20 protein-coding genes are annotated in these 25,618 nt (G+C 62.1%); 3 read left to right on the top strand and 17 right to left on the bottom strand.

The window, feature by feature from the left end; translation table 11 throughout:
• Nucleotides 1–24 precede the first annotated feature (24 nt).
• From YH64_RS08005 to YH64_RS07940, 14 genes are all read right to left on the bottom strand, one after another.
• Nucleotides 25–1,140, bottom strand: a complete 1,116-nt coding sequence (locus YH64_RS08005) for a hypothetical protein (RefSeq protein ID WP_143215287.1) — start codon at nt 1,138–1,140, stop codon at nt 25–27.
• 135 nt (nt 1,141–1,275) lie between these two features.
• Nucleotides 1,276–1,785, bottom strand: a complete 510-nt coding sequence (locus YH64_RS08000; RefSeq protein ID WP_143215286.1) for a hypothetical protein — start codon at nt 1,783–1,785, stop codon at nt 1,276–1,278.
• The gene (locus YH64_RS07995; RefSeq protein WP_046805701.1) at nt 1,782–2,519 is read right to left on the bottom strand and encodes a hypothetical protein; all 738 of its coding nucleotides are present in this window, start codon (nt 2,517–2,519) and stop codon (nt 1,782–1,784) included. Before YH64_RS07995 ends, YH64_RS08000 begins: the two co-directional genes overlap by 4 nt.
• A 15-nt stretch (nt 2,520–2,534) precedes the next feature.
• On the bottom strand, nt 2,535–4,112 hold the full coding sequence (locus YH64_RS07990) for an SUMF1/EgtB/PvdO family nonheme iron enzyme (protein WP_221935894.1): 1,578 nt from the start codon (nt 4,110–4,112) through the stop codon (nt 2,535–2,537).
• Nucleotides 4,102–5,319 (bottom strand): ABC transporter permease, encoded by a 1,218-nt coding sequence (locus YH64_RS07985; protein ID WP_046805702.1) that lies wholly within the window; start codon nt 5,317–5,319, stop codon nt 4,102–4,104. The genes YH64_RS07990 and YH64_RS07985 overlap by 11 nt, the downstream gene beginning before the upstream one ends.
• Complete coding sequence (locus YH64_RS07980) at nt 5,316–6,020, bottom strand: ABC transporter ATP-binding protein (protein ID WP_046805703.1); 705 nt, start codon at nt 6,018–6,020, stop codon at nt 5,316–5,318. Before YH64_RS07980 ends, YH64_RS07985 begins: the two co-directional genes overlap by 4 nt.
• 10 nt (nt 6,021–6,030) lie before the next feature.
• Complete coding sequence (locus tag YH64_RS07975; RefSeq protein ID WP_255444204.1) at nt 6,031–8,025, bottom strand: vWA domain-containing protein; 1,995 nt, start codon at nt 8,023–8,025, stop codon at nt 6,031–6,033.
• Nucleotides 8,026–8,052: 27 nt separating this feature from the next.
• Entirely contained in the window at nt 8,053–8,670 is a 618-nt protein-coding gene (locus YH64_RS07970) for a hypothetical protein (protein WP_185975344.1), read from the bottom strand.
• A 372-nt stretch (nt 8,671–9,042) separates the two neighbouring features.
• On the bottom strand, nt 9,043–11,739 hold the full coding sequence (locus YH64_RS07965) for a virulence factor SrfC family protein (RefSeq protein WP_046805705.1): 2,697 nt from the start codon (nt 11,737–11,739) through the stop codon (nt 9,043–9,045).
• Nucleotides 11,740–11,743: 4 nt separating this feature from the next.
• Nucleotides 11,744–14,845 carry a virulence factor SrfB gene (locus YH64_RS07960; protein WP_143215284.1) on the bottom strand — a complete coding sequence of 1,034 codons (3,102 nt, stop codon included), beginning with the start codon at nt 14,843–14,845 and terminating at the stop codon, nt 11,744–11,746.
• Nucleotides 14,846–14,867: 22 nt separating this feature from the next.
• The gene (locus YH64_RS07955) at nt 14,868–16,244 is read right to left on the bottom strand and encodes an SrfA family protein (protein WP_046805707.1); all 1,377 of its coding nucleotides are present in this window, start codon (nt 16,242–16,244) and stop codon (nt 14,868–14,870) included.
• Between the two features lie 226 nt (nt 16,245–16,470).
• On the bottom strand, nt 16,471–18,207 hold the full coding sequence (locus YH64_RS07950; protein ID WP_046805708.1) for a biotin carboxylase N-terminal domain-containing protein: 1,737 nt from the start codon (nt 18,205–18,207) through the stop codon (nt 16,471–16,473).
• Nucleotides 18,208–18,222: 15 nt separating this feature from the next.
• Nucleotides 18,223–19,884: a 5-oxoprolinase/urea amidolyase family protein gene (locus YH64_RS07945; RefSeq protein WP_046805709.1), complete on the bottom strand. Its 1,662-nt coding sequence runs from the start codon at nt 19,882–19,884 to the stop codon at nt 18,223–18,225.
• 8 nt (nt 19,885–19,892) lie between these two features.
• Nucleotides 19,893–20,675 (bottom strand): LamB/YcsF family protein, encoded by a 783-nt coding sequence (locus tag YH64_RS07940; RefSeq protein WP_046805710.1) that lies wholly within the window; start codon nt 20,673–20,675, stop codon nt 19,893–19,895.
• A gap of 154 nt (nt 20,676–20,829) precedes the next feature.
• Here YH64_RS07940 and YH64_RS07935 point away from each other — a divergent pair, with 154 nt between their 5' ends.
• A complete protein-coding gene (locus tag YH64_RS07935; protein WP_046805711.1) occupies nt 20,830–21,489 on the top strand; it encodes a GntR family transcriptional regulator in 660 nt (219 codons plus the stop codon).
• Here YH64_RS07935 and YH64_RS07930 read toward each other — a convergent pair.
• Nucleotides 21,465–23,012: a PepSY domain-containing protein gene (locus tag YH64_RS07930; protein WP_046805712.1), complete on the bottom strand. Its 1,548-nt coding sequence runs from the start codon at nt 23,010–23,012 to the stop codon at nt 21,465–21,467. The two genes, YH64_RS07935 and YH64_RS07930, sit on opposite strands and share 25 nt — an antisense overlap.
• A 141-nt stretch (nt 23,013–23,153) precedes the next feature.
• Complete coding sequence (locus YH64_RS07925; RefSeq protein WP_052946052.1) at nt 23,154–23,639, bottom strand: DUF2946 family protein; 486 nt, start codon at nt 23,637–23,639, stop codon at nt 23,154–23,156.
• Between the two features lie 233 nt (nt 23,640–23,872).
• On the opposite strand from YH64_RS07925, the gene YH64_RS07920 reads away from it, so the two are divergent.
• Together YH64_RS07920 and YH64_RS07915 are read left to right on the top strand one after the other, a co-directional pair.
• A complete protein-coding gene (locus YH64_RS07920) occupies nt 23,873–24,256 on the top strand; it encodes a hypothetical protein (protein WP_082134535.1) in 384 nt (127 codons plus the stop codon).
• 10 nt (nt 24,257–24,266) lie between these two features.
• Complete coding sequence (locus YH64_RS07915) at nt 24,267–24,485, top strand: YMGG-like glycine zipper-containing protein (protein ID WP_046805713.1); 219 nt, start codon at nt 24,267–24,269, stop codon at nt 24,483–24,485.
• A 182-nt stretch (nt 24,486–24,667) separates the two neighbouring features.
• Here YH64_RS07915 and YH64_RS07910 read toward each other — a convergent pair whose 3' ends face one another.
• Nucleotides 24,668–25,396, bottom strand: coding sequence for a ribonuclease activity regulator RraA (locus tag YH64_RS07910; RefSeq protein WP_046805714.1), 729 nt, complete (start codon nt 25,394–25,396; stop codon nt 24,668–24,670).
• Between the last annotated feature and the right edge of the window lie 222 nt (nt 25,397–25,618).

Below are 25,618 nucleotides of genomic sequence, written 5' to 3'. Positions count from 1 at the left end.
TTCGGCGAGACCTGCCGTCTTAGATCAAGGTTTCAACATCCGTTCAGCCTCTTTAGACAAGTCGACGCCGCCCCCCTCGCTTTTTTGTTCGCCCCAGCTATATGCGCTACCGCCCGTGGACAACGCCATGCAGACGTCCAGCTTTTCCAACCCGGTCAAGTCCACCAGGTTGATCCGTAGCCGCGGCTTCTCGCGGTGTATTTCTTTCGCCGTGGCACACACGTCCTCTCCGCAAGAATCATCGCCACCCGCGAACACAAAAATCAATCCATCTCGTTCCTTGCCATCCATTTCCGCCGCAGCCGCTCGCAGACTGGCGGCCAAGGGAGCGTTGCCCTCGTTCCTGGCTTGCCGTACGAGTGCCAGCAACTCGCCGCGCCTGCTGGCTTCAAATGCTCCATGGCCCGCGTCCGCTACACATTTTTTGCCGGCGTACCGCACAAGACGTGTTTCGGTCGCCGGTGGCAGCACACCGATGATTCGCTCGATTTCCCGCTTGGCGAGTTCCTTGCGCAGGGTCGAACTCAAAGCGGTCCGGCGCGTCATGGCGGCGGACGTATCCAGCACAAATGCGACCTGCGTCGGCCATTGTTGCGGGGGTTCGGGTGTCGGCTCCGGCTCTGGCTCGGGCTTCGCTACCTCCACAGCCACTGGCTTGGCTACCGGAACCACGGGAACCCTTGCTCGAATCATGAACCACCACCAAAGCAATGCCAGCAATAGCACCAGTGCCAGCAGTGCGATCAACCCGAGCCACACCCATCGCCGCATCGGGTTTGTCGGCGGGCTTGACGCGGGTTCGGCGGCCACAGGCGTTTTGTTTGGCCACCACGTCATCAACAGCCGACCTTCAACGCTATACATCGTCGCCGGCTCGGCGGGCGTCAGCAATCCGCGCAGCAATTCGGCCTGCGGTTGCATGCCACGAGACTCCAGCGTATGGGCCAGGCTGCCAAGCTGGGTTAGGTGTTGTGCATGCCGTTGCAACAGAGCGCTCTGCTCTTGCTCCGATAACTGCGCGAACGGCGTCACTTGCCCCTGCTGTGTCGTCCACCACTCAATGGCCCCGTCGCGACCCGGTTTGGGAATGGCATAGACCTGGGCCACACTAGGCGGAAAATGCCGCTCGATGATTGCCACGCGCTCGTCGAAGCCGCGTACGAGGTGCTCTGAAGTTGAACCACTGGGATTTATATCCCGCTTAAATCGCTGCACAGTTTTGGTCTGATAATAGATTCGGCCGATGAGGCGATGTCTCGCTCATCGGCTCCCGCCCTAGGGGGCTTGCAGAACGCTGGTGCGCACGCGCTTTACCATCTGTTCCAGTTCTTGAACCTTGCGTTGACGCGCCGCTATCTCTTGGCTGCTGTCATCATGCGCGATGGGTTGGGCCTGCAACGCCGCGAGATCTTTCTCCGCCAATTGCAGTTGCACGTTTAGCCGAGCATTCGAGCCGCTTTGTTGTCGAACCCGGTCAAGCAGTTTGCGGGTGGTCGCCACGACGTTGTCACGCGCCCTCTCCTGCTCTTTAACGGACTGTCCGATCGATGCGCGCTGAGCCTCCAATGCGCTCAGAGAATCGCGGAACATCGCATTTTCCGCCTGCGCGGAAGTCAGCCGTGCTTCCTTGTCGTCCACCGTTTTCCGGTATCCGCCCGATCCGTCGCATTGCATCTTTTGAATGATGCTCACGTCACGGTCATTGGGATCGCAGGCGCCGGGCGGCAAGGCCGCGCAGCCGGCGAGCCCCATTAGCATCAATGGGAAAAGCAAACGCAGGTTCATACCGTTTTGCCCCAGTCAAGCGAATCACGCTGCGTCGTCAAGGTACCCATGGCGCCGCGCAGCTTGTCCGCCTCGACTTGCAGCTTTTCAATCTGGGCATCGAGCTTTTTGATATCCACCTGTGACCCCGCTTTCGTGGATACCGAGGCTTCTCGATAACTGCCAATCTTGTTATCGATGTTCTCCTGTTCTTGCTTGATGCGCGCAATGTCGGCGTCGATATCACGCAATTTCTTGCGCGCGACCGTTTGGTCGATCGTCCCCTGTGCGACGTCAAGCCGCAACTGTTCAATCTTTTGCGTGTCCGTTTCAATCACGGCCTGAAGCGTCTGAGACCGTTGCTGAAGCTTGGCGGTGTCCTTTTCCACATCTTGCGTGATGGCGTCAAGCATTGCGCCTGTGGATTTGTACTGACTGCGGCGGTAATCCAAGTAGTAGTTCGTGCCCATGGCAATACCGCAAGCGCCGATGCCCGCGATCACCGCGCACATTGCCTTCTTGTTGGCAGGCGCGGCGAGCAGGCACGCCGTCACACCGACTGCCGCCGCGCCCGCGCACGCGCCAAAGCCCGAGCGACTAAAAAACTCGGCGTCGTTACCTTCCGTCAGCCGGGGATCCAACTGCGCACCGCTCAACATAGAGCTCCCCGTGCTTGCACAACCGCTGATTGCCAGCGTGGCAACGACCAACCACGCGATAGATGCGCGACGCAAACCCTTCCCAAATGCCCGCATGAACTTCTCCTTTTCTTAGTTTTTGATGGCTGCGATGCAAGTCGGCAACCAGTTTTCCTTGTCCACTTTCCAAGACTTCAAATAAACCTGCTGATGCGTCCAGTACACGTTCAGGAACGGCTCCAGACCTTTAAGTTTCTCGTTTTGCTCAAGCATCTTTTTCACCACTGGCACTTGCTTGGCGATGTTTTCCTTGCCATACAACGTCGCGGCGTCAACCAAACTGCTTGCGTAGTACTGATTCGTCTGCGCAAGCTCATAACGCCGCTTGTCGATGTTGGCTTTGTAGGTTGTGCACTCCGCCGCGTCAGGCGACGCTTGGCAAAGATCGTCGTACGTCTTCTGGACGTAATTGACATAGCGGCCGTCGTCCCGCAATTTGGTACATAGAAAGGCGCCCAGATTCAAGCTTGCGCGGATTGCCTGATCGCGGGCCTCTTCCTGTTTGAGGTTGCTGGCCCTCAGCTTTCCTTCGAGATCCTTAAGCTGCTCTTTGAGTTTGCGGTCCTCGACTTTGCCGGCAAGGTCTCCAAGCTCCTGCACGGCGCTTTTGCCTTTACCCGTAGCGTCGGCGGAAACATTGCCGCTACCCAGGGACTTCCACCCGTCCTCAAGCTGCTGAATCCTTTCTCTGGACGTCAGTTCCGGCGCGGCGATAACCCAACGCACGCCTAACGTGTTGTCTTTCTGCTCGCCTTCTTCGCTGTAATAACGCCCCTCGCGCCGTGCGGCAGAGCGGATGCCCTCTTCAGCCTTGCGGAAGTCACCGCCGCGAACAACGAACGCGCCTGTGCCGCCGTGCTGCCGGTCCAGCTTGTTCAGCCGGAACGGGTCCTGGGTCATTTCCGCGGCATTGCCCAGCATGTCGTGTAGGCCGAGAGGATTGGGCTTCAACAATCCGATCTGCTGGAGCTTTCCATTGGACGATTGCGCGCCCGCATACCATTCATAACCGCCCAGGCCGTCCGGCATCGGATAGCGGGTTTCGACATAAGCGGCGGGGTCCACGTTCACGCCACCCCGAGCCGCGAATTCCCACTCGACTTCGGTAGGTAAGCGAACGAATCCACTAATGTGGTCCTCTTTGGGCAACGCGTCCTTTTTCTCGGTGCGCAGCCAGAGGTTGTACAAGTGGGCCGCGTGCACCGCATCGAACCAACTGATATGGGTCACGGGGATCATTCCGGCTCTCGCGGGCGCGGCACAGGCCTTGTCATTCCCGCCGACAAGCGTCAGCAACGCGCCGTATTGCTGCGTGCTCAACTCGTATTTGGCGATCAGGTAATAGCGCGCAGCGTTCTTCGCTTTCGTATCAGTGAAGCTGCCGGCGATGTGCGCCAACCGGCGTTGCTCCACGAAGGCAAATGTCTCGGTTTCCTGCCCCACGGAAATAGGCAGGTCGTCCAATGGCCCGGCTGCCGGCACGATGACCTTGCGAAATACGATTGCGCCATCGCACGGCAGCGGTAGGACGATGTCGCCTTCCTGCGGCTTCGGGTTGTAGTAGCGCTCTTCCCACTGGGATGCGGACTGCGCCGTCCCCGCAAACGAAAACGCAAACAGTGCAACGAAGACAATCCAATTAGATTTCACGCAAACTCTCCGCGGGTTGAATGCGCCGCGCGCTCATCGCGCCCCAAAGGGAGGCCAGGATCGCGACCGCAAGCGTCAAGGAAAATGCCGCCATGACATGGGCCGGGGTTACTTGCGCGGCAAAGCCACCGGTGTCCACGCTTGAACCCAGCAACTGGTTAAAAACCCGGCTGACGGCGGCATAGACGCCGATGCCTATCAGAAATGCGATGGCAGTCAACGCCAACGCCTGAATAACGATGTATGTGGTGATCGCCGCGCCGTTCATGCCGATCAGCCGCAACGTCGCAATTTCACGGCGTTTACGACGGACATTGGCGAGGAACGCGCCAACCAGCGACATCAGACAACCGAATATCGAGGTGCCGGCGATCACGCCGAACACGGTGGACAGCAAGTGATCGATCGCCTTCACGTTGCGTATGTCGGCCAAGCGGCTTGCCGTTTCTATGCGTTGACCATTAAGCACCGCCTCCAAGGCCTGGACAGATTCAATGTCCCGCGCGTACACGCGCGCCTTTGCATAACGACGTTTGGCGCCGGTAATTGGCTGCCCGTCCGCTTCGTCTTTGGCCAGCCCCGGAACGGCATAGCCGTCCCGGTACCACTCCATGTCCTGAAGCAACGCCAATCGCACGAACCCCGCGGGCCGGGGATAGGCTTCGGCTGCCAGCACCGCGTACACGGTCACGACAAGAATTCCGTGCTGGTCCTGCCCGTCCAGCCGGCGCGCGACCTTCATGCGAACGGCGTCGCCGGGTCCGATCTGGAGCTTTTTCGCCGCCTGGGCACTTAGCACCACCGCCCTGCCCTCCAGCCCCGAGACGTCCATACCGGCCAGTATCGGGTCGCCTTGCCCGGTGGGCACAATTTCCGCTCCATCCACGAACTGCGAGCCGCTGACATATAAATCCGCTTGCGTATTCAGTGACCTGGTAAGGCCAACGACAAAGCCGGCCTCGGGCCGCCGTGCCAACGTTTCCAGCCATGCGTCGTCATAGCTTCCGCTGCTCAACATGCGTACCTCCAGATTGCGGGGGTCGCTCAGGAGTTGGGCTTGCAGCGCGCTTACGACGCCGTGCTTTAGCCCGAACAACAGCAGCAGCGGAGCAATAACCGCCACCAGGGACGTCACCATGCATAGCGAAACCAGCCAGTCGTGCTTCAGGTCGGCGCAAGACAGGCCGGCAATGTGGCGAAGCTTCATTGCCGCTCCTCGTCCAGCACGAATTCGCTTCTGCCAGGCTCGAGTACGGGCCGCATGCTGGGCAAGCCGAACTCGCGCACCAGGCTCCAGTCGTGCGAGACGATGACGGTTGCCATCCCCGCACTGCGCGTGAGCTCGATAAGCAGACCGAAAAGGCGGCGGGCATTGTCGGGATCCAGCGCGGAGGTGGGCTCATCGGCCAGCAATAGTCGCGGACGATGCGCTAGCGCGCGGACGACTGCTACCCGCTGTCGCTCTCCAATGGACAAGGCGGCGGGCTTCTTCTCGAGCAGATGCGCCAGGCTCAATGTATCGATCGCGAAGCCAAGTTCATCGTCCATCCCCGGCAAACCCAACAAACGGCGGGGCAACATAATGTTCTCGAAGGCGGTCAGATAAGGCAGCAGGCCACCCGATTGGAGGACAAAGCCCAATCGCACCGATCGCACAGCGGCCAGTTCCCGATCGTGTCTTCGTTGCAGCAGCGGCGTGACATCGATGTCCGCGCCCAACACATATCGGCCGATATGCGCGGGCGACAGCAGCAGGCCAATGCCCTCGAGCAAGGTGCTCTTTCCGCAACCGCTGTTTCCAACGACGGCAAGAACGTCTCCCGCATTCAAGCGTAAGGCGGGCAGGTCGACTCGATACGCGTTCGGACCAATACCTCGAATCAGCCGCAGATCCTCGATGTGAAGCATCACAACAGGCTCAAGGCATCATTTCCAATGGCACGGGATACACATGATCCCGTTGGTCGCTGTCTTTGGCCAACGCCACCCAGCGATCCACATCCGCGTTGTACAACTGATAGTGCTTTAACTTGACGTTCAAGTTGCGGATGAACTTCTCTTGCGCCAGACCATCCATGCTCTTCCAGGTTTCCTCATCCAGGTTAAGCACTTCACTTTGGTACGGCAGGCCTTCGAGGTATTCCGCGACGAAGCCCATTTCGGACAGTTTCCTATCCGACTGCTTGAGCTGATTGGGGTCGGCACCCATGGTGGCCGCAACCGCCCGCAACTGATTGAACATATCAGCGGGCGATATCAGACCTTGATTGGCGGCGTCCACAATCTTACGCATGACGTCGTTCAAGTCGCTTAACTGGCCTTTCGTCAGCAAGACCCGAACGTCGGTCGTTGGGACGTTTTGTTTAATCAGATCGCGGTCGCTGATCCACGCCTGGAATACCGGAGGAACGCGGGCCCCGATTTTCTCGCCAAGATAAGCCAATTTCATCGCGTTGCCGACGAGTTCTGCCTCGTCTTTCATTTTCTCGTCTGCGTTCACCGGCTTACGACCCGGATCGCTGGCGTTGGCGGCGCTGCCCACTGCGTCTTCACCCATATAGGCTGACTTGACCTGCATCGTGATGGCGCTGGCCAGCATGTCTACCTTCTTGCCGAACTCGTCCACATCGCCAGCGTTCACGGGGTAATAGAGCGAGACGTTCGTGCCGCCATATGTAGACAGGTTGCGGTATTGCGCCTCTGCGTGCGCATGGTTCTTTACGCCTGCCGGCGTTTTCAGGTGCAACGTGTAGATCGCCACGCCCGGCTTGGAGGCTTCAAGTCGAACCTGACTGGCATCCAGGCCGGTGGAGGACAGCTTGTTGTCGGCTTCGATCGCTCCGGCGTCCGTTATCAGGACGACATATCGCGCACCAAAATTTCGCCAATCTACGCTGTTGATGGCGTCCATGACGCCCGCGTACGCGTCTTCATCAAACAGGCTGCTGGAAACCTTGGCTTGTGTCAGCCCTGATACCTTGTTCAGAAAGTCCGCACCGCTTTGGACCTTGTTGGGGTCCGCATAGATCTTGCTGACGTACTCAAGCCCCGGGACGGCCTTCACGTTCGATCGAAAGGCCACCAAGCCAAATTTGACGCGATCGCCCAGCTTTTCATGATCGATCTGTGCGTAGACTCGCTTTACGGCTTCCCGCGTCCGATCAATGTAGGGGTTCATCGAAATGCTGGAATCCACGACAAAGACCACCGCCGCGGAAAACTCCTTGATTTGATTCACTCGCTGCTCGGCAGTCGAAGCCTCCCCCGCAACCGAGGCGGCGGCGGGCGCGGCCATGCTGACCGAGGCAACATTCAGGACCCGGGTGCGGAAGCCCTGCTCCGTCATAACCTCTTCGCCGCTCAGAATTGGCAAAAGATAGAAGTTCTTTTGCATATCCACGAACAGCTCTGGCTCCTGTGCCACGATGCCGTCCGCCTTGCCGTTGAGCTTCAACTGGTGCCTTGCCGGTGCAATCTTGTCGACAGGGTCAATCGCGTTCAGGACAGCGTCCAGGCCGTTTCGATCTTTGAAAAACAGCGTACGCTCACGCCCTGCCGGATTGGTGAAGGCCAATGACAGCTGCATGTTCCAATCCACGGTGCACGACTTTTCAACCCACCCAGCGGTCTTGCCGTACGAGTCCGGCCCAACGTTGAGCCATTTGACGTTGGCAACGTCCTGCACGGCGTAGACATAGAAACGGGTGAACGCAGGCTGTAAATTGCCCGATGCCGCCCCAGGGCTTGCACGCAATTGACAGCCCGGCGTCGTAAGGACGCGCTGATACAACGTCTTTTTCCCTTCTTGTAGCAAGGGTGCGGCCGCCATCGCGACGGACGTGGCGCCCAGTAGTGCGCATCCGAGCGACAAGGCAGCGAATAGTTGTTTAACAGGGGTGGGCAACATAGGCATCTGGCGACTCGTCATACGGAACACGTATCAGTTGGGCAAGGACTGCAGGCTGGCGAGCGCCCCGGCTTGTTTCGGATCGCGCTCCAATACGGCTTCATACCAATAACGCGCAGTGGCCGCTTCGGCCTTGAAACAAGTGTTCTTGGATGATGCCGGGTCATATTCGGCGGCGTACGCCAGCGCGATGGTGATATCGCCAGCGTTCGCGCGATTCGCATACAGCCGTTGCGCAATCTCGCACTGTCCCGAATCGCGCGCTGCCCGAATTACCTTAAGCAACGCTTCGGATTCCTTGACGTCGCGCACGCACGCCTGCACAAAACCCATCTTGTCCGCGCTTGCATCGGCCAGCGACGCAACGGTACAACCCGCAGGCGGCAAGGCCGCAGGAGCGGATGCCGATGACGGTTGCGGATCGGCGTCAACGGACCTGTCCTTCCAAAGGAAATAGTAGGCGGCGATACCTGCAGCCACCAGCAATGCGGCCAGACCCAGTGCAAGCGCCAATGTGCGACGTCCCTGCCCGGACGCATGCCTGGAATTGATTTCCGGGGCTGGCTCCGGCTTCGGCTCCTGCTCGATGGCGGCTTGCGGTTCGACGGGTTCCTGAACAGCGGGAGCGGCCAGCTGGCTGCTGCTGCCCACGGTGGGCGCCGCCCCGGCGGCGGCGCCAGGCAATACATCCGGTTCAATTCGAAATGCGTACTGAACGGCCGCCCCACCTGCCACACGCAGGAACCCGCGGCAACGCGGCCCTTGGGTGCCCGCCAGCAACGGGTCGACGAATTCGGGTCCCACTGGCATGACCAGCGTCTGCGCACGCAGGCTCGCACCTTGCAAGCGGATCCACTGCTCGTCGCCGACCCATTGCCGATTGACGACGTCAAGGTGCGCCGCCCCTTCGCTGCGTCGTACCGACAGTTCGACATGGTCGGCGCCCTGCTCCCAAGGAGTGACATGCAGCTCAGCGCGCCCGGGCGATACCGCCTTCAGAAGAATAATTGTCATCGAATTGCACTACGCCTCTCGGACGTTGGCAAGAATGCGTGCCAACGCCTGGTTCTGTTCAAGATTGATTTCGCTACCCGCCGTATGGCCTGCGTTATGCAGCACAACGTCTTGCAGACCGGTTAACCAATAACCAACGTAATCCGCGTTGGTATCGAGCGGTACTTCGTGCAAGTCCGGCAGGCCGGCTGAGTCTAGGCTCGTAGTGCGGGCGAAGAGCTTGTGCTTGTTGACGATGCTGACAGGTCTTTTCTCGAACTCGACATTCAAAAATCCCAACCAGGCAACAAAGTCGTTAAGACCCAGCTGCGCGCGCAGCACTTGCCGCATCACCAAGTGCTCGCGCTTGGAGCTGCTGTCCTGACGCGCGGTCAGGCGCCCTTCGATCATTGCTTGCAAATTGACGCGGTTGGCGGTGGTAATCAATTCATCCACCAAGATCTGCGCCACTTCCCGTTTGACGCCCATGGCGTCAAGCAGGCGTTTTCGCTCAGGCAGATCACGCAGGTGCGCCACCCAGCGTTGAAAAACCGCCTCGGCGTACAAATGATCGGCCGTCCTCAGCGTCAATTTGATAGAAGAGTTGGCCCCCGACTCCGCTTGCGTAACGGTGTCTGGCTTCGCAAATGGGTTGTGCTCGGCGGTATCTTCGAATGCAAATGGGTTGACTTCTTCCGCGTCGTCACACGCCTGCGAATCTTGCGCCGTCGGCTTGGGCGCTTGCGCGTGCAAACCGTTCAAATAGAGTTCACGCAGGTCTTCCTGCGATAGTTCCATGGCTTGCATCAGAATCGGGATCCATCGACGGCTGGCGTAGAGCGCCTGCGCCAATTGCTGACCTAGTTTCCGCTTCTTTTCGACGTCGTCCCCGTCGATGTCCTGGTGATAGCTGGCCAGCCGCGCCAAGGCGCTGCCCCTGCCCTCAAGTTCATCATGCAATTGCTGGCGCAAGCGCCCCAATTTGAATTCCAGATCGGCGATCCCTTTGATCCCCGCCGCCAGCCGGTTCATGCCGCCGTCGTTCTCCGTCATGACCGCGTCCCAGGCCAGCCTGGGGTCTGCGATACGGCGTCGAATGTCCGGGTGATCGCAAAAGCTCTCGCCCAGTCGTTCCAAGGCCTGGCGCTTATCCGGATCGATCTGCTCTTTTCCCTTGCCCAGCTTTTTGACAAAGGAGCTGTCCATGCCGGGCTTGCGCACGAGGTAGACGTTATTGAACTGCACGCCACCGGACCAATCCTTCATGAACGGCAGATTGCCAAAGCGCTCTTCCATTGCGCCGCGCAGCATGCCCGCCCACCCCTCGTCAATCTGGGAACCCCCTTCGTGGGTCAGCATCGCCTGGAGGCGCATGTCGAACATGGTCAGGGCCCAGAACAGGCCGCAGGCCCGTTCGCTTCGCGATTGCGCGGTCTCGCCTTGGGTACATTCCACCCAGCGCTCAAGTACTTGCGCGGTTTCGCTGACCTCGCCCTGCTTGTACGAGCAAACCACGAGGCCGTTCATGGCCTGCGTGATGGTGTAGTTCTCAAACAAATAGGCAACCTTCCCGCGCAGCAGCATTTGGCCGACAGGGTTGCCTTCAGAGGAGATCTCCGATAATTCGCGCGCCTTGTATCGCCCGCGGTAACCCGGAAAGTCCAATAGGTCGACCGATGACACTCGTGGCTCGGACTCCGTTTCGACCAGCGGGAAAATAAGCTCCACGGTCAATACGGCCAGATGCGAAATCAGGAGTTCTGTCGGGGCGCCCAGCTTTCCATCTACGACGGGACGGACAGCGAGGTTTTTGTCCCGTTCCGAGCCTTGCCGCAACAAGACGTCCACCGACATGATGCTGTCGCGGCCATACTGCAGCTCGTCTCCTTCCCGAGTTGCCAGCGCCGACAGCGGCAAGTAGGCCGTCTCTGCATTTTTCAGTTTTCCCAAGCTGGCCGCGACGGCCGCATACATCTGCGTGAATTCAGGCAGTTCTCCCCACAACACGGAAAACAATTGAGCGCGCTCGTCCGGTGAGAGATGCGGCGCCAGCTTCATTGCGTGCTGCCAGTACCCATTCTCCAATAGCCGCAGCGGCTTTGCGAAGGACGCGCGTGCGTAATCCCATAGCGACACCACGTCGTCGGCATTGACGCCGCGTTGTATCGCCCCGCCGTCCCTTCCGTGGAACCGGGCCAGCATCTGTTCTATACGGGCTTCATCGAGCCGATATTCCACGCGGTGCTGGTCGAAATCGTTGAACCAGGAATTGCTCAGGATCTTGGCAAGGTCAATCTCGCGAAACAGGCGCACTTCAACCGGATACGCATCATCTTCCGAAGGCTGCGCATTGCGGGTAAAGCGCGTCACCAAGCCCGTCGCCTCCTTGCCCGTTCCGGGGGGATTGATGTGCGTGATGAAGTTGACCAGTTGGCCGCCGTAGTTGGCTTCGAATTGACCACGCTGATCGGCACCAAGCGCAGATATCAAGTACGACTTTCCCGCCTGGGACTCACCGAAAAATCCGATGGTCATGGGCGACTGCGCCGCGCGCATAAGGTCGCGGCTTTTATTGCGTAATTGGCGCAACTGATGGACCAGGCTATCCGCCTCGCTGTTCAACTGCTTGGAGTTGCCACGTACCTGGTCGACCCAATCGATGGCGGCGCCGGCTCCCTCCAAAAGGGCGTTCCACTGGCGGGCGAGTTCGTTTTGCTGTTGTGTCATGGTGTCAGATCTTCACGCTGCCGCTATCGAGCCAATACGAGTCCTGCCCCAAGCCGGCGTGCAGCAGCGTATTCATCTCAAAGCGGATATGGCTCTTTTGAATCTGGACGGCGTCCGCTCCCTCTACCCGTTCGATGCCCAATTCATCACTGATCAGGCCTTGCCGGCGATCGCGCTCCGAAGGCTGCTGCACGGTGAAGTACACGTGAGCCCGGGCGTCAGGCACGCTAGCGTCGCGCTCCTGGCTTTCGCGGAATTTCTTCTGCCAGGCAGGCTGAAATCCCAACAGGTAAATCGGCGCGGCGGGCCAACGTTCGCAAGCCAATTGCCGATACCCCAGGCGTGTGTCCGCGTTCAGCAAATACGGTTTTGCATCGCCGGAACCATCCCGGGGCAGCTCAATGCAGCCATCTTCCGGAGGCAAGCCGTCGGGCGTGCGAGTCTTGATGTCCGAATAAAGGACGTCCGCCTGCTTGATCAGGTTATTGCCGTCGATCCGGCCAAAGTAGCGGATCAGGGGCAAGGGTCGAATCCTGGAAGGACTGAAGTAGAAATTTGCCAGGCGGCGATTTTCAGTAAGCCAGCACACCATGGCACCGACCGCCGCCGTCGTCTTGGGATCGCCGATCAGACCGCCCTTGTGAAACGGGAACCAGGTGCCGCTGCGGTAGTTCTGCATTGGCAGCACGCGGCCAGAGGGCAACGCGGCAAGCTGGCGGATCAGCGTCTGCACGCCGGGCAGGCACGACGGGCGCCCGGTCAACAACAGTACATCGCAGTCGTAATGCGCAACGACTTCGCTGAGCGAGGTCAGCGTCTTGCAGATGTTCAGGCCGTCCGTCAGGAAATGCTTGTGCAGGACCGCCGGATCGAACGTCAACTCGATCCCGCCCAGATCAAGAATGGTCGGCACGCCCAGATCACTGCTGAGGTTTTTGGACACGAAATCGCGTACCGGCGCGCTGATGCGGTTGTCTGTTCCGAGCCAATGCGCCCATGTTGCTGTCCGCTTGCGGCTGCCTTGTTCCAGATCGAAGCGTTCGTATTCAGCCAATAGGGCCAGTGCCAGCGGATAGAACGCCTGCAACGTCAGTTGTTGACGCAGCACCATGTCGCCAGCGCCAAGGCTGCGAGCGCCGCAAATCCGATCCGCAAGGTCGCCCGGATGTTGGGCGCCCTTCTCTTTCAGCGCCGCTTCAAACGAGGGCAAAATGAAATGCCGTATGACGTCCAGAACGATGTCGTCACCGGCAACCTTGAAGCCGTCACGGAACCGCTGTACGGGCGTGATCGGCGCGTTGCTGCCGCTGCCCGCCGCGTCGCGCTGCATTACATATTCATTGATAACAAGGTCCGTCGTGCCCCCGCCGATGTCGATAGAGGCGACGGTGATCGATTCATGATCTTGTTTTCCGGGTCTTGCAATGGTCTCGAAGAACTCCTCCGGATGTCCGCCGAAGTTCTCGCCGATCTCGGTATACAGGTAGACCAGCTGCGCGCACGTCGCCTCGTCCCACTTCACCACCACCTTGGGCAAGGGAACATGCAGGCGGTTCTCGTCGCCGGCATCGTCATGCGGGTCGTCGTTATAGTCGGCGGCATGCCAGCCCATGCTCTTCCAAAGCAGGCCGAGCGCGTCGCGTACACGATTGCGGAACTTGGTGCGCTCAACTTGCGGCGTGCTGGGCGGTACCGTCAGGATGACGGTTCGCAACCAGCGCGAGGTCGCCGCATTTTCTTTATCTTTGCGATACAGAATGCTATTGATCTGGGCTACCGCTTGGGTAAACACCTCGTTGAGCATGAGCGTCATTAATGAAGACCGCGAATACTTGGTCTCAAAAACGGATTCCACGCCTTTAGTCACATACAGCGCCCGCCCTTCGTCATCAATCAGGTCGGCTAATGGCTTCAGGGTGGCCATGGGCTCCTGTTGCCCTTTCAAGCTGCTTGTATTCAAACGCCAAACTTGGTCGTAGGGGCGAGAATCCCATAAATAGCGCTTTGGGCTGGACAGGCCCGTGGACCCTTCCGTACCTTCGCGCAACGCGGCCAGTTTTGATGCCTCTGTCCCCACTCGCGTCATGCTGCCCCACGCGAACGCATCGTGCCGCCCGCTTTGCATTGACCACTGATCCAAGCCCAGATTGATCTTCGCGAATTCCACGCGCGATTCAAACGGATGGTCGTAGATCTGCTCAGGCGCGCTCATGTCACGCAGCACCAGGTGAGTGTTGCCATGCAATCCGCGATTATTCTGCTCAGGATCTTCGACCAAAATGCCGCAAGTACGGGAATTACCCACGTCCAGAACCAGGTCCACGGCGATGGGTTTACCCGCACCGACCGCGTTGCGCAGTTTTACCTTCACCGTCGGAACCGCCACCTGCGCTTCTCTATTGGGATAAGTGGTGGGCGCAGGTCCCCGCAATAGGCTCAGCAGGTTCAGGTAATGCGCGATGTGGCGCTTTTGGGCCAACTCGCTCTGAATGTCCTCAAGCTCGCGCTTGGCGGCCACACATTTGTCCTTGAAGACCTCGGCCAACCACTCTTTCACCCAGATCAGGTCCAGGAACCAGCGCATCTCGCTAAGATGCACTGCCAAGCGAAATGCCTGCCCGTTGCGCAGATCTTCGTCGTTGGGCGCGAGATAGGCCACGCCCTCGCGTTTGGGCATGATGCGGGTATCGAACGCGAGCGTCAGCCGATGGGTATGACCGTGTTCATCAGGCGTGGCGAGCCTGACGATACGTAAACGGCTCCAGTTGTTCGGCCCCTGGTCAAAACGGGTCGGCGAGAGGTATCGAAAAAATGGCACCGGCAGCCAAAGCCCGTCAAGGATATCCAGGCTTTCTTTCATGCTCACATCATCCAGACCCGGAGCGGGGTGCCCCCGGTCCATTTTCTCAGCTTCGGATTCAAAACACAGTGTGCCGTCGTTGGCCTCGAAAAGACGCGCCAGCAGGCCATTGCCCAACAAGGCAAACTGACCCGCCGGCTCGCGGCGCAGGTCGAGCGTTACCGCAAGATCGAGAAACTGGATGCCGGTGTCTCCAAAGAGATCGACCGTTTGGATTTCGGTATAGGTGTCGACTTTAGGCAGCATGACGGTATGAGTCGCTTCAGGACTACGGCTGGCGCATGGTCAGCGGGAATTGTTCGGAGCCGTAGTTGCCCGAGCAGGCGGCAACATGGGAGGCGTTCGGTTCGCAACGGATAGCGGGCATTTCATAGGTCGAGCCGTCGTTACATGAGGCCTGCGCGCCGGTGCTGATCAGCAATGCACCACTGGCTACCACCGCGCTTACCGGCGCTTGGCATTTCGAGCCATTCCGCCTGTCCAGCGTGACATGGCCCTTGCCTTTTTCGAATTGATATTGCAGGCGGAGGGGCTCGCCGGTATTGCGGTCCTGAATTCCAGCCCGCACGCGCCAATCCCCATTCAGAAAAGCCGCGGTGCCGTCCGCCAGTGCGGGAGGCAATACCAATGGATTGCCATCGGGGCCTCGGCCCGCCACTGGCGCGCTGGCATCGCCCATAGGCGGTGCAGTCTGGGCGCGCGCGTCTCCCGTCGCCACGCCGCCGTCGCCAATTCCATGGGAAACATCGGGCTTGAGCGCCTGGACGTCGTTCGCGGCCGTGCCTTCCGCTGCCGCCTGTATTCCGTTCGTGCCGCCGGCGGAAGCTGTCTGCGAGCCAACAAGCGCTGCGGTCGGCGCATGGCCTGCGATGGACGATTCCGCATGGGGCATGTCCGCCCGCGTCCGATCGACCGGCGGCGTCTGTACGAGGGACGCCGAGCGATCGTCAACCGGAGGCGCCGATATCTGCGCTGCGCCGATCAGTGGCAGCCCTGCCAGGACAGGCACTGAAGGCGCGCAAGCGCGAAGGGCGAAGAGCAACAGCGCCGCCAACAACAGCGGCAATAGCAGCCACCACCACCGGCTGCGCCACCACGGCGCGGCTGCGGTCAGCGGCGCGCTCACGGGCGCCACTGGCGCCGCGACAGCGGGGGGCAAAGCCGTTCGGTACGGTGCAGGCGAAAGCAACGAATGCAAAGGAGCTACCGAACGGTCTGCCCCGGCATTCAAAAAGCCCCAAAATGTGATGACAGGTTTGCCGTTGACCAGATACACATGGCTGGGATCTGGATGGTGAAGGACCCATTTCAGCAACGAGCCGAACAGCGATTCGGAGTTGGCCGTCAAGTCGGCGCGCAACGCTTCGACCTCCTGACGGACGGTCGCAAGCTGCGTGGAAGCGATGGATTTTTCGTCTTCGGTGGCTGCGGTCCAGGGCACGACCGGACCGGCGCTAGGCGCATACCAATCAACCAGACTGCCATCCGCGCTGGCCTGGGGAATCGCAAAATGTTCTGCCAGGTCCCCCCGCCGTCGCTTGAGCGTAGAGAGGATTTGCGACGCGGCCATATAAACCGGCTGGCCACGCTCGCCTAATGCGTCGTACTGATCGATTCTTTCGCTACGAAGCTTTACTCCGGACATGCCGTGGCCACCACATCAAAAATATGGCCCCTAAAATTAGGGGCCAGAAGAAGGATGACAACAAATTTAACATAAATTTAGTAATATGTTTAACAAATTAACTTCTGTTATTACATACAGCACCATTCATTCAGATAAATCGCCTTCTAAACCGCGATTCGACTTGTCAAAAGCGGGCGGCCGGTGTGGCGCGACAGAATCGCGCCGGCAAATCCGCAAGTAATTGTTACTTAATCCGCCCAATCGTCGCCCCGGCCGCCACCGACTTACCCGGCGCTGCTTCCTGTTTGAGCACGCCGTCCCGATGCGCCAGCACTTGCATTTCCATCTTCATGGCTTCCATCGTGGCGATCAGTTCGCCTTGTTTGACGGTGGCGCCGTCTTCCACCTTCCAGGCTTGGATGGTGCCCGCGATGGGTGCCGGCACGCTGTCGGCGGTGGCGACATTGCCGGCAGACTGCGCTGCGTCCGCCGTTGCGGCCGCGCCGGCGGATTGCAGGCCTCGGAGCAGTTCGGCCGGCAGGCCCAGGGACACGCGGCGGCCGTCGATTTCCACGGCGGTCCGGTGCAGTGTCACCGTGCCCAACGGCGTTGGGCGCACTGCCGCCTCCAGGTCATTGGCAAAGTCGGTTTCGATCCAGCGCGTGTGGACCTTGAAGCCGGTGTCGTCGCCCAGGAAGTCGTCATGCGCCAGCACCGCGCGATGGAACGGCAGGACCGTGGCCACGCCTTCAATGCGGAATTCGGCCAGCGCGCGGCGGGCGCGCGCAATGGCCTGTTCGCGGGTGGCGCCGGTGACGATCAGCTTGGCCAACAGCGAATCGAACGTGCCCGGTATGGTCGAACCCGACTCCACGCCGCTGTCCACGCGCACGCCCGGTCCGGACGGCGGCGCAAACTGCTCGATGCGGCCCGGCGACGGCAAGAAGCCTCGGCCCACGTCTTCGGCGTTGATACGGAATTCGATGGCGTGGCAGCGCGGCGCGGGCGCGGTGGTGAACGACAGCGGCAAACCGTCCGCGATGCGCAATTGCTCAACAACCAGATCCAGCCCGCAGGTTTCCTCGGTGACCGGGTGCTCGACTTGCAGGCGCGTGTTGACCTCCAGGAACGAAATCGCGCCCGATGCGCTCAGCAGGAATTCGACGGTGCCGGCGCCGACATAGCCGGCGTGGGCGCAGATGTCGCGGGCGGACGCGTGGATGCGTTGGCGCTGGTCGTCCGTCAGGAACGGCGCGGGCGCTTCTTCCACCAGCTTCTGATTGCGCCGTTGCAACGAGCAATCGCGTGTGCCCAGGACGACGACGTTGCCGTGCTTGTCGGCCACCACTTGCGCTTCGACGTGGCGCGGCCGGTCCAGGAACTGTTCCACATAGCATTCGCCGCGACCGAACGCGGTGACCGCTTCGCGCACGGCGGATTCGTACAGGTCGGCCACGTCTTCCATGCGCCACACGACTTTCAGGCCCCGGCCTCCCCCGCCAAACGCGGCTTTAACGGCAATCGGCAGGCCGTGTTCGTTGGCGAAGGCCAGCACGTCTTCGGCGCCGTTGACCGGGTCTGCCGTGCCCGCGACCAGCGGGGCTCCGACCGCCAACGCGATCTTGCGCGCCTGGACCTTGTCGCCCAGCCGTTCGATGGTTTCCGGCGACGGGCCGATCCACGTCAAGCCGGCGTCGATGACGGCGCGCGCGAAGGTGGGGCTTTCGGACAGGAAGCCGTAGCCGGGATGCACGGCGTCGGCGCCACTGCGCCGCGCGACGTCCAGCAGCTTGTCGATGTTCAGATAGGAATCGGCGGGACGGTCGCCGTCCAGCCCGTACGCCTCGTCGGCCATGCGCGCGTGCAGCGCGTCGAAATCGGCGTCGGCGTAGACCGCAACGGATTTGACGCCGTAGTCGGCGCAGGCGCGGATGATGCGGACGGCGATCTCGCCACGGTTGGCAATCAGGACTTTCTTCATGGCAGGCAGATTCAGTTAGGTCGGGTTGACGGACACGGCCGGAACATCAACCGGAACGAAGTCGGAAATGGGATTGAAGCGCACGCGAGCGCCGATGGGAATTTGCGCGGCGCGGTCCAGATGCCACGGCGCCACCGAGCCAATGACGGGGTAGCCGCCGGTCAAGGGGTGGTCGGCCAGGAACAAAACCGGCTGGCCGCTGGCGGGCACCTGGATGGAGCCTTTGCGGGTGCCTTCGCTGGGCAGTTCGGCGTGATTGGCGCGTTGCAGCGGCGCGTCGCCGTTCAAGCGGATGCCGACGCGGTTGGACTGCGGCGTCACCGTCCAGGCCTGGCGCGACAAGAGCGCAACCGCCTCGGCATCGCACCAATCCGTGCGCGGCCCCAACACCACGTCCAGCACCACCTCGACGTTGGTCGTGGGCAGATCCGCCGGGGCAATTTCGGGTGCACCGACGATGGCGCCCTGCCCGGCTGGCCGGATGCCGATGCGGTCGCCCGCCGCCAAGGGCTCGGGGCCGACGCGGGCCAAGGTGTCGGTTGAGCAGCTGCCCAGCACCGATTGCACGTCGAAGCCGCCGCGCGCGGCCAGGTAATAACGAATGCCGGCGGACGGCTGGCCCAGGGACAGCGTGTCGCCGTCATCCAGCGCAATCGCCTGGTACGTGTTCGCCGTCCACGTGCTGCCGGCGGCATTGCGCAGCGTGACGTCGCCAAGCGCGCCGGTCACGGCTACGACGCTGGGGCCGTGCGCCCGCAGCTGGAATCCGCCGTAGACGATTTCAATGGCGGCTTCGCCAGGCGCGTTGCCCACGAGGCGGTTGGCGGCGCGCAGTGCGCCCCGGTCCATGGCGCCGGACGCGGCCACGCCCTGACGCGCCTGCCCTGCCCGGCCCAAGTCTTCAAACACGGCCTGTAATCCGGGCGATACGACTTCCAGCGCGGGTGTGGCGCGGGAATCGCTGGCGGCCGCGTCGGCGGAAGTCGAGGACGAAGCCTGGGCGGAGGTTCCGGTCGAAGTCCCGGTCAAAGTTCCGGTCGAAGTTCCGGTCGAAGCCCCGGCTGAAGCCCCGGCATCAATGAACCGCACCCGATACCCCGGTTGCAGCAACGCCGGCGTCTCGCGCGATAAGTCCCACATGGGGACCGGGGTCACGCCCAGGATCTGCCAGCCGCCGGGGCTGGCTTGCGGGTAGACGCCGCTGAATGTGCCGGCCAATGCGACGGCGCCCGCGGGGATGCGGGTGCGCGGGGTCTTGCGGCGCGGCACGTCCAGCGTGGGGTCGCCGCCGCTGAGATACGCGAAGCCGGGTGCGAAGCCGGTGAAGGCCACGCTGTACGTGCCGCCGGTGTGACGGCGCACGACTTCGTCCGGCGTGATGCCCAGCAACTGCGCGACTTCGTCCAAGTCTTCGCCGTTGTAATGGACGGGGATTTCGATCAGCTTGCCATCGCGCGCCACGTGGGCCGTGGTGTCGCGGGAGCCGATGTCGGCAATCAGCGCATCGCGCGACACCAGGCTGGGTTGAAAGATGACCAGCACCGTGCGCGCGGCGGGAACCATTTCGGTGACGCCAGCAATGGGCCGGTTTTGCAGCGCGGCGAACAGCGCCAGCGTCTGTTCAAGATCGTCCAGTTCGACCAGTAGCGCGTCGGTGTTTACAGGCAGAAAACGCACACGGCCTCCTAGGCGGATTGTGCCGGGGCAGCGTCAATGAAAGACCGGATGGCGACACCCGACTGTTCAAGCTGGCGCCGCAGTTCGCGCGCCATGTCCACCGCGCCGGGGCTGTCGCCATGCACGCAAATGGAATCGGCTTGCACGCGCGTCAGGCTGCCGTCGATGGCTTCGATGACGCCCTCTTGCACCAGGCGCAGCATGCGCGCGGCCACGGCCTGCGGGTCATGCAGCACAGCGCCCTTTTCGCGGCGCGATACCAGCTCGCCCTTGGGCGTGTAGGCGCGATCGGCAAAGGCTTCGGCCACCACGCGCAACCCGCGTTCACGGGCGCGCGTCAGCAGGGGCGAGCTGGCCAGACCCACCAGGACCAACGTGGGGTCGATTTCCAGAATGGCGGCAATTACGTCGTCACCCTGGCGCGCATCGTGCGCGATGGTGTTGTAAAGCGCACCATGCGGCTTGACGTAGCGCACGTCGGTGCCGGCGGCGGCGGCCAGCCCCTTCAAGGCGCCGATCTGGTAGATGACATCGGCGATCAGGTCGGTGCTGGCCACGTCCATATTGCGGCGGCCAAAGCCGGACAGATCGGGATAGGACACGTGCGCCCCAACCGTCACGCCGTTATCGTGCGCGGACTTCAGGGTGGCCAGAATGCCCGCGGGGTCGCCCGCATGAAAACCGCACGCCACGTTTGCGCTGGACACCACCGCCAACATCGCGGCGTCGTCGCCCATGCGCCATGCGCCCAGGCTTTCGCCCAGGTCGCTGTTCAAATCGATCCCAGCCATGTCTTATCCTTAGTCCACGGACGCCGGGCAGGCGGATTTCCGCACGGTGCCCCGCTTGTAGTGTGGAACGATAGTTACACAATTGTTCTACAAATTGGTTAGTATGGTAGATCAAACTTGCCCAAGCGGCTATCGGTAATTGCCCCAACCGCCTATGACCACCTCCGACGCGCACCAGACCCTGACCGATAAGGTCACTGAACAGATTCGCCGCCGCTTGATCAATGGTGAATTCATGCCGGGCCAGCGGCTATCGGAAGCAACCCTGACGCAATCGCTGGATGTGTCGCGCAACACTTTGCGCGAGGCCTTTCGCAACCTGACCAAGGAAGGCTTGCTGACTTATGCGCCCAACCGTGGCGTGGCGGTGGCGGTGCCCAGCATGGCGTCCATTATCGACATCTACCGGGTGCGGCGCATGATTGAATGCCAGGCGCTGGCCCAGGCCTACCCGCACCACCCCGCCCGCCAACGCATGCGGCAGGCGGTGGACGACGCGCTGGCGTGTCGCGAGCGGCAGGATTGGGCGGGCGTGGGTACGGCCAACATGGCCTTTCACATGGCCATCGTCGAACTGGCCGACAGCGAACGCCTGAACGCGATGTTCGCCTTGCTGCTGGCCGAATTGCGCTTGGTATTCGGCCTGCTGCAAGACCCGGAATTCCTGCACGCCCCGTATGCCGACATGAACGAGCAGATTCTGCAACGCGTCGAAGCGGGAGATTTTGGCAAGGCGGCCGATGCGCTGAAGGACTACCTGGCGCAGTCCGAGCGCATCGTCCTGGCCAGTTACGCGCGCCGCGTGGCCAATTGAAAGCGCCACGACCGTAGCGCGTCAATCACCAGGAACACCAGCAGGCTGACGCCCATTACCGGCAGGCACCAGCCCAGCACGGCGGCCGCCGCCAGCGCGCCCAGCCGCGCCGGCCAGCCCAACGCGGCCCACGCCTGCGTCAGCGTCTGGCCATTCGCGCCCGCTGCCGGCCGGCGCAGCCACCACATGCGATAACCCAGCACGATCATGGTCGATAGCGCCAGGCCGATGGCGCCCATCAACAACTGGTTGGGCCAGCCGAACAGGATGCCCATGTGCATGTCCACGCCCCAGCGGATCAGCTTGGCGATCAGCGGAAAGGTGTCGAAGTCGGCACGGCTGGTGATGGCGTAGGTGGTGGGGTCGATGGCGATGGTGTCGACTTGGGTCGGCCAGGACCGGTCGACTTCACGCACCATCCACGCCTGGCCGGCGCCACGCGGTGGACGAATCTCCAGCTGCGTGCTGTCGATGCCACCCTGCCGGGCCGTTTGCAGGATGCGGTCGAACTGCGCGACGACGTCTGAGGGGGCATTCATGGGCGCATGCGTGGATGCATGCGTGGATGCATTCATCGGCGCATTCATCGGCGCATTCATCGGCGCGGCCGCCTCGGTGGACGCACCGGTAGGCGACATCGCCCCTGCCATCTGCATGCCGCCATGATGATGCGCGTGCTCATCCCCGCCGGACGCCTGCCCGGAGGCGGCCTCTGCCCCCGTCCCGGCTCCCTGCCCTGCCGTCGGCAGCTTCAGCGAAATCGCCGGCGTGATCCATCCCAATTGCGCGCGCAGCTGATCCACGCGGCCGCCCGCCCAGTTCGACCACGTCAAGCCCGTGGCGGACAAAAATATCAGCCCCAGCGCCAGCCACAAGCCCAGCAAGGTGTGCCAACGGCGCGCCCGCAGACGCGGGCTGCGCGCGCGGGTCGCCGCCGCGCGGCGGCGCCCCGTCCACCACAACACCAGACCGCCCAGCGTGGCCAGCCACATCCAGGACGCGGCCAGTTCGCTGTAATTGCGCCCCAGTTCGCCCAGCATCAGATTGCGGTGCAGATAATCCAGCGTGGTGCGAAACGGCAGCGTGCCGCTGGTGCCGTAGACCATCATGTCGCCCTTGATGGCCAACGTGACGGGGTCGACGAACACCGCCCGGCTCTCCGAATCGCCCATACCGGCCTGCGTGAACATGACGCGGGTGGTTTCCCCCGGCGTGGGCGCGGGGCGCACGGCGAACAAGCGAGGGCCGCCCGCGCCCAGGTGGGCCTGCGCCGCTTCAACCTGTTTGGCCAAGGGTTGCGCGGGGCCGGTGGAGGCGGTGCGCAGTTGGTCCGCGTACAGCAGGTTTTCGATCTGCGGGGTCAGCACGAACAACGTGCCGGTAACAGCCGCCACCAGGATGAAGGGGCCGACGAACAGGCCGATATAGAAATGCAGGCGCGTGATCAGCGCCAGGAAAGCGCTGGGGGCCGCGGTTCGCGTGCGCGCGGGCGCGGCGGCGGTATCCAGGGTTTGTGTGGACATGAGAACTCTCGAATAGGAAACGGGGCCGCCCCAGGCGGGGGGCCAAGACTAGCCGCAAAGATCGGGCCGCAAAGATCCGGCCGCAAAAATCGAATCGAAAGTGCGGCCAAGGTCATGCGCACTAGGCGCATGCGTGCAGGGTCAACCGTCTATCGAGGGTGGTGCCCGGGGGCCCAGCGGGGGGCCCGTGGCGGGCATGGGCGGGCGCGGGCCGTCCACCTTCAGCGGGGGCTGCGCCAGCCAGTGCAGCAGCACCGGCGCCAACGCCGCCAAGGGCGGCAGGTTCAGGATTTGATGCGCGCTCAGGCCAAACGGACATTCCTGGCCCGCGCCGCGATCATCGCCCTGCCCTGAACCGTGGTGATCGTGATGGCCGTGCATCTCGTGATGGCCACCGGTGGACGCCTGCCGTAACGACATCGCCTGCAACGCCGCCAGCGCGTTGCCGCCCGCCGTGCAAAAGCCCAAGGTCAGACGGCCTTGGCGCAGCGCCTGCGCGTCCGGCATGTACCCGGTCGGCACCCACGCCCGCGCCACCAGCAACAGCAGCAGCAACAGCCGCCCGAAATCGGCGGCCGTGGCAAAACGCGGGTAATGGGGTAAACGACGGGGCGATCCGGTGCGCATGCGTCCAATCCACAACGCCGGCGGGCGCCGGCGTCTTGGCGGAATTTTACGCGCCGTCTTGGGTTTGCGCGACACCCGCCCCGCCGGCCCGCCTGCAAACGTTGCTTGCCGCCGTCCGTCTTCGGGCATAAATTCGATGTTGCCGATTTCCGCTCAAGGCCCGCTGTGGCTCTGTCTTGCGGACGGCGTCCAAAGGTTGTTTTTGATCTTTTAAGCCCGCGAGGAGCGATGCGATGAAAGTGAAACACCTGTTAGGTCCGGCAGCCTTCGCGCTGTCTACGCTGTGCACCGCGCCCAGCATGGCGCAATCCGCCGACCCCGCCCCGATGGTCACCGGCAAGCACTGGTCGGAGTCCGACCCCAACATCAAGAAGGCCTACCTATTGGGGATCGCCAACCTGCTGCAAGTGGAACGCGCGTACCAGGAACGCCGTGCGCCACCCGACAACCAAACGCTGGTGCCCCGTTTTGCCAAGGGGCTGCAAACGCACACGCTGGATTCCGTGCGCGAGGGGCTGGACAGCTGGTACGCCGCGAACCCGTCGCGGCTGGACCGGCCGGTGATCGAAACCCTGTGGTTTGAGATCGTCATTCCTGGCGCCAAGCGCAAGCCTTGAAGGAGCCGTCATGAAAGTCATCCGATCGATTCTTGTGTGCGTCGCGATCAGCGCGCTGGCGGCCTGCACGAATATGTCGTCCAAGCAGCAAGGGACCATGTCCGGCGCGGCGATAGGCGCGGCGGCGGGCGCGGGCATTGCCGCCATCGCGGGCGGCAGCGCCTGGACCGGGGCCGCCATCGGCGGCATAGCCGGTGGCGTCGCGGGCAACATCCGCGGCAGCAATTAGTACGCCGCCACTGCTTGCACACCATCACGTCAGGCCCGGAACGCACGGCGAGAGCCGCCGCGTTCCGGGCTTTTTTGCTCAGGCTGAAGTCGCCTGAACCTGGACCGAGGTGAAACCGAAGCCGGCTTGAACCTCGCCGGGCGCTCCCCGGAACGTGAAGCGCCGTAGCACTCCGCTGCCGGCTACTTGCCGCCCTGCTGCTCCCGCCAAGCCTGGTACTTCGCCTGGTTTTCTTGATTGGGCGGATACAGGCCGGGCAACTTTTCGCCCGCCTCGACCTGCTGCATGATCCAGCCTTCCAGCCGTTCCTGCTCGATGGCTATGTCGACCACCTCGTCCAGCAACGCGGCCGGAATCAGCACCGCGCCGTCGCGGTCCAGCACGATAACGTCGTTGGGAAACACCGCCACGCCGCCGCAGCCCACCGGTTCCTGCCAGCCGACAAACGTCAGCCCTGCCACCGAAGGCGGCGCCGCCGCGCCGGCGCACCAGACCGGCAGCCCGGTGCCTTCAACGCCTTCCAGGTCGCGCACCACGCCGTCCGTCACCAAGGCCGCCACGCCGCGCTTGTGCATGCGGGCGCACAGGATATCGCCAAAAATGCCGGCGTCCGTGACCCCCATGGCATCGACCACGGCGATGCAACCTTCGGGCATATCTTCAATGGCGGCGCGCGTCGAAATGGGCGAGGCCCACGATGCCGGGGTCGCCAGGTCTTCGCGCGCGGGCACAAAGCGCAGCGTGAAGGCGCGTCCCACGATACGGGTGGCGCCCGGCGCCAGCGGCCGCGCACCGCGCACCCATACGTTGCGCAGGCCTTTCTTCAACAGCACGGTAGTCAGCGTGGCCGTCGTGATGCGCGACAGGGCCGTGACGACGCGCGCGTCCAAGGGCTGAGGGGCAATCGTCATAGTGCGGGGTCTCCTTGCGCCGACTGGGCGGATATACAGGTTGAGGTTGTCGATTGTGACGCCGGCCAAAACGGTGCACAACCCTGTTTTTACAGATTCTGAATCCGCTTTTTATGCCTGCCCGGCCAGGCTCTGGCACCGCTTTTCCGCCACGGTTCGCTCCCTGCGGGCCAGGGGAATTTTGACCGGCGCGGGCAATTCCGTGTCCGGCAAGCTACCAGG

The sequence above is a fragment of the Achromobacter sp. LC458 genome (assembly GCF_001005835.2).
Lineage (GTDB): Bacteria > Pseudomonadota > Gammaproteobacteria > Burkholderiales > Burkholderiaceae_B > Achromobacter > Achromobacter spanius_B.
The sequence above is the reverse complement of the archived record's forward strand: the minus strand, read 5'-3'. Positions and strand labels throughout refer to the sequence as shown.